The sequence below is a fragment of the Micromonospora sp. NPDC049081 genome (genome assembly GCF_040648835.1).
Classification (GTDB): domain Bacteria; phylum Actinomycetota; class Actinomycetes; order Mycobacteriales; family Micromonosporaceae; genus Micromonospora; species Micromonospora antibiotica.
Map to the genome: position 1 here is coordinate 1 of NZ_JBEZEK010000034.1, position 8,902 is coordinate 8,902.

The following is an 8,902-nucleotide window of genomic DNA, read 5'->3' on the forward strand; positions in this document are numbered from 1 at the left end:
CCGGCGACGGCGATCAACCAGCGTAGCGATGTGTGTGCGGTTCCCGCTGCTGCGGTGGTGGCGGAGGCGATGGTGGCGTTGGTCCTCGCTGAGGCTGCTGTGGAGAAGTTCGGTGGTGACTCGGTGGTCGAGATCCGCCGCAACCTGACCGGTTACCTCGACAGCCTGATCATCCGGTGAACGCGAGGAGTGCGGCGCAGCGCAGCCCCGCAGTCGCGAACGAGAGGCCAACCCAGTGACGAAGCCTGTCTGCGTGCTGGTCGGGGCGCCCGGCTCCGGCAAGAGCACCGTCGGCGCGGAGCTGGCCACCCTGCTCGGGGTGGCGTTCCGGGACACCGACACCGACATCGAGCAGATGGCCGGCAAGCCGATCCCGGAGATCTTCATCGACGAGGGCGAGGCGCACTTCCGGGCCCTGGAACGGGCTGCGGTGCTGGCGGCGCTGACGTCGCACGCCGGGGTGCTCGCCCTCGGCGGTGGGGCGATCCTCGCCGAGGAGAACCGGGCCGCGTTGGTCGGGCACACCGTGGTGCACCTGTCGGTGGAGTTGCCCGACGCGGTGAAGCGGGTCGGGCTCGGTGCCGGCCGGCCGTTGCTGTCGGTGAATCCGCGCGCCACCCTCAAGCACCTGATGGACCAGCGTCGGCCGCTCTACACGGAGGTCGCGACGGCGACGGTGGTGACCGACGGCCGCGCGCCGGAGGACCTCGCTGCCGAGATCGTCGCCCTGCTCAAGCCCTGACCGGGCCCACCCGGCGACGCCGGACCGGCGTCGACCCGTTCCGTCGGGGTTCGGGCCGCCAGGTCACCAGCAGGGCCAGCGCGAGCAGGATCTCGGCCAGGTCGCCGACGTAGTACATCAGGGTCGCCGCCGTCCGCAGTTGGTCGGCGGGGGCGGCGGCGTCGACCAGGCCGGCGTACATCAGCTGGGCCAGGGTGGCGTGGGCGGCGACGGACAGGCCGAGCACCACCAGACGCACCGGCACGCCGGGGCGGTGCGGCCCGGGGTCGGGACCGGCGATCGCCCAGGTGAAGGCGTACCCGCTGAGCAGGAAGTGCAGCAGGAGCAGCGGGTGCAGGCCGGGGTGGGCCAGGGTGGCCCGGTACAGCGGCGTCAGGTGCAACAGGTATAGGCCCCCGGCGGTGAGCAGCAGGCCGGTGACCGGGTGGGTGGCCACCGCCACGGCGGGATGCCGCAGCAGCCGCAGCGCGGCCCGGCCGGCCCGGGGGCGTACCGTCCGCAGGGCCAGCGTGCCGGGTGCGCCCAGCACCAGCCCGAGCGGCGCGAGCATGCCGACCAGCAGGTGCTGCCACATGTGCCCGACCAGGTCGTGGGCGGGCAGCAGCAGGGCCAGCGCGAGCAGCGCCGCGCCCGCGCCGAAACTGGCGGTCCGCCAGTGGCTCCAACCGGCCCGCCCCGGGTCGCGCTGGCGCAGGGCGGCGGCCAGATAACCCCAGAACACCACCGCCGGTACGAGCAGCAGCGGTCCGACCCCGCCGTCGTGCGCCCCGGTCATCGCGGCCCGGCGCAGGTGTCCACGGCCGTGGCGCGACGCTGGACCGCCCAGCCGAGGGCCACCAGTGCCGCCCCGAGCAGCAGGAAGCCGACGTCCCAGGCGGTCTGGTGCGGACCACCGTGTACGTGGTGGATGCCGAGCAGGTGGTGGTCGATCACCCCTTCGACCAGGTTGAACAGTCCCCACCCGACCAGTGCCCAGCCCCAGAGCATCCCGGAGCGCCACAGTCGGCCCCGGGACCGGGTGACCCGGGAGTGGAGCAGGGCCAGCCCGGTGAGCACCGCCACCCAGGTCACCACGTGGAACAGTCCGTCCCACAGGGTGTTCATCTGCAACCCGGGCACGGTGTCCACCGGATACGCCCTGATCCCGACGTTGTCGCTGCCGGTGCTGCTGAGCATGTGGTGCCACTGGAGCACCTGGTGCAGGACGATGCCGTCGACGAACCCGCCGAGGCCGACGCCGAGGATGACGGCCGGCAGCCGGATGTCCGCGCCGTCGATGGTGGTGCTGGCCATGGGTTCCTCCGCGTTCGGGTCGATCCCGTCCCCGGTGCCCGGGTCCCGTCGGGCTAAACGCCGACCCTGCCGTGCGGTCACGCGGTGGACCCGGCATCCGGCAGGTCCGGCACGCGACGAGGGTCCGGCATCCGGCAGGTCCGGCATCCGGCGGTTCCGGCACGCGGTGGGTCTGGCATCCGGTGGGTCCGGCACGCGACGAGGGTCGGGTCGGGCGGTCGGTGGTCCGATCTCCGGGCCGTGGTCGGTCAGCCACCCCGTCTCCCGGACCGCCACCAGGTGGACACCCGCCGTGTCGAAGCCGACGCTGGACTAGGCTCCCGGCGATGGACGAGGTGACCCGGATTCCGGTCGGCGGCGAACAGCCGTACGACGTACTGGTCGGGCGGGGCCTGCTGGCCGAGCTGCCCGCGTTGCTGCCCGACGCGACCCGGGCGGCGGTGCTGTACGCGCCGCCCCTGCGGGCGTTGGCCGAGGAGATCGGCGAGCGGTTGGCCGGGGCGGGGGTCACCCCGCTGGCGATCGAGGTGCCCGACGCCGAGGCGGGCAAGCGGGTCGAGGTGGCCGCCGACTGCTGGGAGCAGCTCGGTGCGGCCGGCTTCACCCGTACCGACGCGGTGGTCGGGGTGGGCGGCGGTGCGGTGACCGACCTGGCCGGCTTCGTCGCGGCCTGCTGGCTGCGCGGGGTGCGCTGGGTGCCGGTGGCGACGTCGCTGCTCGGCATGGTCGACGCCGCCGTCGGCGGTAAGACCGGGGTCAACACGGGGGCCGGCAAGAACCTGGTGGGTGCCTTCCACCCGCCGGTCGGGGTGCTGGCCGACCTGGGCACGCTGGACAGCCTCCCGCCGGCCGACCTGGCCGCCGGGCTGGCCGAGGTGGTCAAGTGCGGTTTCATCGCCGACCCGGTGATCCTGGACCTGGTCGAGGCGGACCCGGCGGCCGCCGTCGACCCGACCGGCCCGGTGGCCCGGGAGCTGATCGAGCGGGCGATCCGGGTCAAGGCCGACGTGGTCTCCGGTGACCTGCGCGAGTCGGGTGTCCGTGAGGTGCTCAACTACGGGCACACCCTGGCCCACGCGATCGAGAAGGTCGAGGGGTACCGCTGGCGGCACGGGCACGCGGTCTCCGTCGGCACCGTCTATGCCGGCACCCTGGCCCGGTTGGCCGGTCGGCTCGACGCGGCGACCGCCGAGCGGCACCGCAGCGTGCTGACCGCGCTGGATCTGCCGACCAGCTACCCGGCGGACGCCTGGCCGGACCTGCTGGCGGCGATGCGGGTGGACAAGAAGGCCCGGGGCAGTCGACTGCGGTTCGTGGTGCTCGACGGGCTGGCCCGGCCGGCGATCCTGGACGGCCCGGACGACGAGCTGCTGCACGCCGCCTACCGGGAGGTCAGCCGGTGACCACCGCCACCCCCCGGGTGTACGTGCTCAACGGGCCCAACCTGGGCCGGCTGGGCACCCGTCAGGTCGACGTGTACGGCGTGACCAGCTATGCCGACCTGGTGACGCTCTGCGTCGAGACGGGCCGGGAACTGGGGCTGGACGTGGTGGTCCGGCAGACCGACGCCGAGCACGAGCTGCTGGGCTGGCTGCACGGGGCGGCGGACGAGGGCGCGGCGGTGGTGCTCAACCCGGCGGCCTGGTCGCACTACTCGATCGCGGTGCGGGACGCCTGCGCGTTGCTGCGCGCGCCCCTGGTCGAGGTGCACATCTCCAACATCCACGCCCGGGAGGAGTTCCGGCACCACTCGGTGGTGTCGGCGGTGGCCACCGGCGTCATCTGTGGGCTCGGCGTGGACGGTTACCGGCTCGCGCTGCGGCACCTCGCCACCCGGCTCGGCGGGACCGACTGACCCCCACTTCCGTCACTGTGCGTGACGGTCGGGGTGGTCGGTGGCGGCGGACCGGTCCCCGGCCGCCGGAACCGCCGCCGATTAGACGCAGCTAGTAGACTTGCCAGGTCTGTCCGCCAATTGATGATCAAGGCAGGAAATGGCATCCACCAACGACCTCAAGAACGGCCTGGTACTCAACCTCGACGGGGAGCTCTGGGCCGTCGTCGAGTTCCAGCACGTCAAGCCCGGTAAGGGTGGGGCGTTCGTCCGCACGACGCTGAAGAACGTGCTGTCCGGCAAGGTCGTCGACAAGACCTTCAACGCGGGCACCAAGGTCGAGACCGCCACCGTCGACAAGCGCACCATGCAATACCTCTACGCCGACGGTGAGGACTACGTCTTCATGGATCTGGAGACGTTCGACCAGATCACCGTCCCCGGCGGCACCGTCGGCGAGGCCGCCAACTACCTCCTCCCGGAGGCCGAGGCGACCGTCGCCACCCACGAGGGTGTGCCGCTCTACATCGAGCTGCCGACCAGCGTGGTGCTCCAGGTCACCTACACCGAGCCGGGTCTGCAGGGCGACCGGTCGACCGGCGGCAACAAGCCGGCCACCGTGGAGACCGGCGCGACCGTGCAGGTGCCGCTCTTCATCACCACCGACGAGAAGATCAAGGTCGACACCCGCGACGGCCGTTACCTCGGCCGGGCCTGATGGCCGAGGGCGCCAAGCAGCAGATGCCGGCGCGTCGCAAGGCGCGTAAGCGGGCGCTGGACGTGCTCTTCGAGGCGGACCTGCGGGACCGGCCTCCGGTCGAGGTGCTCGCCGGCTACGTCGAGCGGATCGAGAAACCGCGTCCCGAGCACCTGGACTACGCGGTCGGTCTGGTCGAGGGGGTCGCCGCGCACCTCGACCGGATCGACGAGGTGATCGCCAGCTACGCCGAGGGCTGGACCCTGGACCGGATGCCGGCGGTCGACCGCAACCTGGCCCGGATCGCCGTCTACGAGCTGCTCTACGTCGACGAGATCGACGACGCGGTGGCGATCAGCGAGGCGGTGGAGCTGGCCCGGCAGATGTCGACCGACGATTCGCCGCGCTTCCTCAACGGCATCCTCGGCCGGATCGCCGAGTACGCCACCCGCTGACCGGTCGCGCGCGTGCCGCCCCACCAGGGCCGGTCCGCGCCGCCGGGGGCGGGAGACGGTGTGACAGAAGGGCCCGTGCCGGACGGCACGGGCCCTTTGACGTCAGCGACCGCGGATCAGGAGGCGAAGAACGCCCGCGGGTCGGCGACCAGCACACCGTGCTCGGTGAGCCGCTCGATCAGCCCGGACGGCGAGGCGTCGTAGACGATCGCCAGGGCGCGCAGGTCGTCGGCGCGGATGGAGAGCACCCGGCCGTTGTAGTCGCCCCGTTGCTGCTGGATCGCCCGGGCGTACCGGGCGACGTAGGCGAGGTCCTCGGAGGCCTCGTCGTAGAGCCGCTCCAGGTCCAGGACGATCTTGCTGGTGGGCTCGTGCCGTACGCCGCTGCCGTCGGGCAGCAGCTCCGAGACGGGTACGCGGTAGAAGTCGGCCAGCTCCGCCAGCCGGGACACGGTGACGGCCCGGTCGCCGCGCTCGTACGAGCCGACCACCACCGCCTTCCAGCGTCCGTTTGACTTCTCCTCCACCCCCTGCAGGGACAGGCCCTGCTGCTGGCGGATGGAGCGCAGGCGGGCGCCCAGCGACTTGGCGTATTCAGAGGGCATTCGGACACTCCCAGTGCTGTGCTTTGGGGTTCTCCCAGCGATCGCTACGGAGCGTGACGGTACGGGGATTGCGACACGTGGTCAAGTGCTCGTGACATTCCCATCGGAGATAGCGGGGGAGTTGTCCGGATTTCACCGTCCTGATCCAGGGATCAGTGGGTCGCGGTGAACCGCGAGGTGACCGCTGGTAACGTGGCCGCCAGCCCCGGTCGGGCCACCCTGACCCGACCGGACACCCCCGACATCCTTTAACGACCCGTCCCGTGAGGCGGGGAAGGAGGTCCGCCGTGGCCTGCCCACCGGCTGCCCACCCGTCGCCCGAGCGACAACCCTCGGTGAAGGTGATCCTCGCCAGCGCCGACGTCCAGCGCGTCGTCGACCGGATCGCCCACCAGATCCTGGAGAAGACCCAGGGCGCCGCCGACACCGTCCTGCTGGGAATCCCCACCCGGGGTGCCCCGCTCGCCCGACGGCTCGCCGCCCGGATCAGCACCTTCGAGGACGTCGACGTCCCGGTCGGGGTGCTCGACATCACCCTCTACCGCGACGACCTGCGTCGGCACGCCACCCGTGCGGTCGGCCCGACCCAACTGCCCCCGGGCGGCATCGACGGCAAGCGGGTCGTCCTCGTCGACGACGTGCTCTTCTCCGGCCGTACCGTCCGGGCCGCCCTCGACGCCCTCAACGACGTCGGCCGGCCCGCCTCGGTGCAGCTCGCCGTGCTGGTCGACCGGGGCCACCGGGAACTGCCGATCCGCGCCGACTACGTCGGCAAGAACATCCCGACCGCGCTCGCCGAGAGCGTCAAGGTCACCCTCGTCGAGACCGACGGCGCCGACGAGGTCCGACTCTGCGTGGGGACCCGGTGAGCGCGCCGCGACGGCATCCGGCAGACGCGAACGAGAGGCGGCCCCGCCCGTGATCAGACACCTGCTCTCCGGGGCCGACCTGGACGCCGACACCGCGACCCAGATCCTCGACACCGCCGCCGAGATGGCCACCGTCGCCGGCCGCGAGGTCAAGAAGCTCCCGGCGCTGCGCGGCCGGACCGTGGTGAACCTCTTCTACGAGGACTCCACCCGGACCAGGATCTCGTTCGAGGCCGCCGCCAAGCGACTCAGCGCCGACGTGATCAACTTTTCCGCCAAGGGCTCCAGCGTCACCAAGGGCGAGAGCCTGAAGGACACCGCGCTGACCCTCCAGGCGATGGGGGCCGACGCGGTGGTCGTCCGGCACCCCGCCTCCGGGGCCCCGCACCGCCTGGCCAACTGGGTGGACGGGTCGGTGGTCAACGCCGGCGACGGCACCCACGAGCACCCCACCCAGGCGCTGCTCGACGCGTACACCATGCGGGCCCGGCTGGGTCGGCTCGCCGGCCTGCACGTGGCGATCGTCGGCGACGTCCTGCACTCCCGGGTGGCCCGCTCCAACGTCCTGCTGCTGAGCACCCTCGGCGCCAAGGTCACCCTGGTCGGCCCGCCGACGCTGATCCCGGTCGACTGGGCCGCCCGCGCCGGCGTCGGATCCGTGGCGACCGACGCCGACCCCGGCACCGACGTCTGCTACGACCTCGACGCGGTGCTGCCCGGGGTGGACGTGGTGATGATGCTGCGGGTGCAGCGGGAGCGGATGAACGACTCCTACTTCCCGTCCGCCCGCGAGTACGCCCGCCGCTACGGGCTGGACGGGCCACGGATGCGCCGGCTGCCCGAACACGCGATCGTCATGCACCCCGGGCCGATGAACCGGGGGATGGAGATCACCCCCGAGGTCGCCGACTCACCCCGCTCCACCATCGTCGAACAGGTCGCCAACGGGGTCTCCGTGCGGATGGCCGTGCTCTACCTGCTGCTCGGAGGAAACAACCGGTGACCGCGTACCTGATCACGAACGTGAGCGTCGTCGGCGGCCCGCCGACCGACCTGCTGATCCGCGACGGCGTCGTCGCCGAGACCGGAGCCGGGCTGACCGACCCGGAGGCCGCCGTCATCGACGGCACCGGCCTGGTCGCCCTGCCCGGCCTGGTCGACCTGCACACCCACCTGCGCGAGCCCGGCCGGGAGGACGCCGAGACGGTCGACTCCGGCTCCCGGGCGGCGGCGCTGGGCGGCTACACCGCGGTCTGCGCGATGGCGAACACCTCGCCGGTCGCCGACACCGCGGGCGTGGTCGAGCAGGTCTGGCGGCTCGGCCGGCAGGCCGGGCTGGTCGACGTGCAGCCGATCGGCGCGGTCACCGTCGGGCTGGCCGGCGAGCGGCTCGCCGAACTGGGCGCGATGGCCGACTCGGCGGCCCGGGTGCGGATCTTCTCCGACGACGGGCACTGCGTCGCCGACCCCAAGCTGATGCGCCGGGCCCTGGAGTACGTCAAGGCGTTCGACGGGATCATCGCCCAGCACGCCGAGGAACCCCGGCTCACCGAGGGCGCGCAGATGCACGAGGGTGAGGTCTCCACCCGGCTCGGGCTGACCGGCTGGCCGGCCGTCGCCGAGGAGGCGATCATCGCCCGCGACGTGCTGCTCGCCGAGCATGTCGGCAGCCGGCTGCACGTCTGCCACGTCTCCACCGCCGGCAGCGTCGAGGTGCTGCGCCAGGCCAAGGCCCGGGGGGTACGGGTCACCGCGGAGGTCACCCCGCACCACCTGCTGCTCACCGACGAGGTGGTGGCCGGCCGGGGTGAGCAGGCCAGCCCCGGGCTCTCGCCCGACTGGAGCCCGACGGCCAGCTACGACCCGGTCTTCAAGGTCAACCCGCCGTTGCGGACGGGCACCGACGTCGCCGCGCTGCGCACCGCGCTCGCCGAGGGCGTCATCGACGTCGTCGCCACCGACCACGCCCCGCACGCCGTGGAGGACAAGGAGTGCGAGTGGGCGTACGCCCGGCCGGGCATGCTCGGTCTGGAGACGGCGCTGTCCATCGCCCTCGACGTGCTCGGCCCGCAGTGGGACCTGATCGCCGACCGGATGTCACGGACCCCGGCCCGGATCGCCGGACTCGACGGCCACGGCCTCGACCCGGCACCCGGGGTACCGGCCAACCTGACCCTGGTCGACCCGGCCGCCCGACGCGTGATCGAGCCCGCGGAGCTGGCCAGTCGCAGTCGCAACACCCCGTACGCCCGCATGACGCTGCCGGGTCGCATCGTGGCGACCTTCCTGCGCGGCGAGCCGACGGTCCTGGACGGAAAGGCTGTCAAGTGATCCGAGCGAGGAACGTAGCGAAGCGGAGTCCCGCAGTCCGGATCGGAGGGGACGCATGATCCGAGCGAGGAACGTA

The 8,902-nt window shown here is 72.5% G+C and carries 11 protein-coding genes and 1 pseudogene; 9 read left to right on the forward strand and 3 right to left on the reverse strand.

Features of this window, described 5'->3' with window-relative positions; translation table 11 throughout:
- Positions 1-180, forward strand: a pseudogene (locus AB0B63_RS29685) (chorismate synthase); the annotation flags it as partial.
- Between the two features lie 55 nt (positions 181-235).
- Positions 236-742: a shikimate kinase gene (locus tag AB0B63_RS29690; protein ID WP_357024748.1), complete on the forward strand. Its 507-nt coding sequence runs from the start codon at positions 236-238 to the stop codon at positions 740-742.
- Here the strand turns inward: AB0B63_RS29690 and AB0B63_RS29695 are convergent.
- On the reverse strand, positions 732-1,517 hold the full coding sequence (locus AB0B63_RS29695; protein ID WP_208570154.1) for a cytochrome c oxidase assembly protein: 786 nt from the start codon (positions 1,515-1,517) through the stop codon (positions 732-734). The two genes, AB0B63_RS29690 and AB0B63_RS29695, sit on opposite strands and share 11 nt — an antisense overlap.
- On the reverse strand, positions 1,514-2,035 hold the full coding sequence (locus AB0B63_RS29700) for a DUF2243 domain-containing protein (RefSeq protein WP_208570155.1): 522 nt from the start codon (positions 2,033-2,035) through the stop codon (positions 1,514-1,516). The genes AB0B63_RS29695 and AB0B63_RS29700 overlap by 4 nt, the downstream gene beginning before the upstream one ends.
- 326 nt (positions 2,036-2,361) lie before the next feature.
- Between AB0B63_RS29700 and aroB the strand changes: the two genes are divergently transcribed.
- The 4 genes from aroB (at position 2,362) to nusB (ending at position 5,021) form a co-directional block, all read left to right on the forward strand.
- Positions 2,362-3,438: a 3-dehydroquinate synthase gene (gene aroB / locus AB0B63_RS29705; protein WP_357024752.1), complete on the forward strand. Its 1,077-nt coding sequence runs from the start codon at positions 2,362-2,364 to the stop codon at positions 3,436-3,438.
- Positions 3,435-3,890 carry a type II 3-dehydroquinate dehydratase gene (gene aroQ, locus AB0B63_RS29710; RefSeq protein ID WP_357024755.1) on the forward strand — a complete coding sequence of 152 codons (456 nt, stop codon included), beginning with the start codon at positions 3,435-3,437 and terminating at the stop codon, positions 3,888-3,890. The genes aroB and aroQ overlap by 4 nt, the downstream gene beginning before the upstream one ends.
- A gap of 139 nt (positions 3,891-4,029) precedes the next feature.
- The gene (gene efp, locus AB0B63_RS29715) at positions 4,030-4,587 is read left to right on the forward strand and encodes an elongation factor P (RefSeq protein WP_091253160.1); all 558 of its coding nucleotides are present in this window, start codon (positions 4,030-4,032) and stop codon (positions 4,585-4,587) included.
- A gap of 23 nt (positions 4,588-4,610) precedes the next feature.
- Complete coding sequence (gene nusB / locus AB0B63_RS29720; protein WP_208570213.1) at positions 4,611-5,021, forward strand: transcription antitermination factor NusB; 411 nt, start codon at positions 4,611-4,613, stop codon at positions 5,019-5,021.
- A gap of 116 nt (positions 5,022-5,137) precedes the next feature.
- Here the strand turns inward: nusB and AB0B63_RS29725 are convergent, their stop codons facing one another.
- Complete coding sequence (locus AB0B63_RS29725) at positions 5,138-5,626, reverse strand: helix-turn-helix domain-containing protein (protein WP_013285505.1); 489 nt, start codon at positions 5,624-5,626, stop codon at positions 5,138-5,140.
- 287 nt (positions 5,627-5,913) lie between these two features.
- Between AB0B63_RS29725 and pyrR the strand changes: the two genes are divergently transcribed.
- The 3 genes from pyrR to AB0B63_RS29740 are packed head-to-tail and all read left to right on the forward strand — an operon-like array spanning position 5,914 to position 8,826.
- The gene (gene pyrR / locus AB0B63_RS29730) at positions 5,914-6,495 is read left to right on the forward strand and encodes a bifunctional pyr operon transcriptional regulator/uracil phosphoribosyltransferase PyrR (RefSeq protein WP_357024759.1); all 582 of its coding nucleotides are present in this window, start codon (positions 5,914-5,916) and stop codon (positions 6,493-6,495) included.
- A gap of 49 nt (positions 6,496-6,544) precedes the next feature.
- On the forward strand, positions 6,545-7,498 hold the full coding sequence (locus tag AB0B63_RS29735) for an aspartate carbamoyltransferase catalytic subunit (protein WP_208570158.1): 954 nt from the start codon (positions 6,545-6,547) through the stop codon (positions 7,496-7,498).
- The gene (locus AB0B63_RS29740; RefSeq protein WP_208570159.1) at positions 7,495-8,826 is read left to right on the forward strand and encodes a dihydroorotase; all 1,332 of its coding nucleotides are present in this window, start codon (positions 7,495-7,497) and stop codon (positions 8,824-8,826) included. Before AB0B63_RS29735 ends, AB0B63_RS29740 begins: the two co-directional genes overlap by 4 nt.
- The last annotated feature ends 76 nt before the right edge of the window (positions 8,827-8,902 follow it).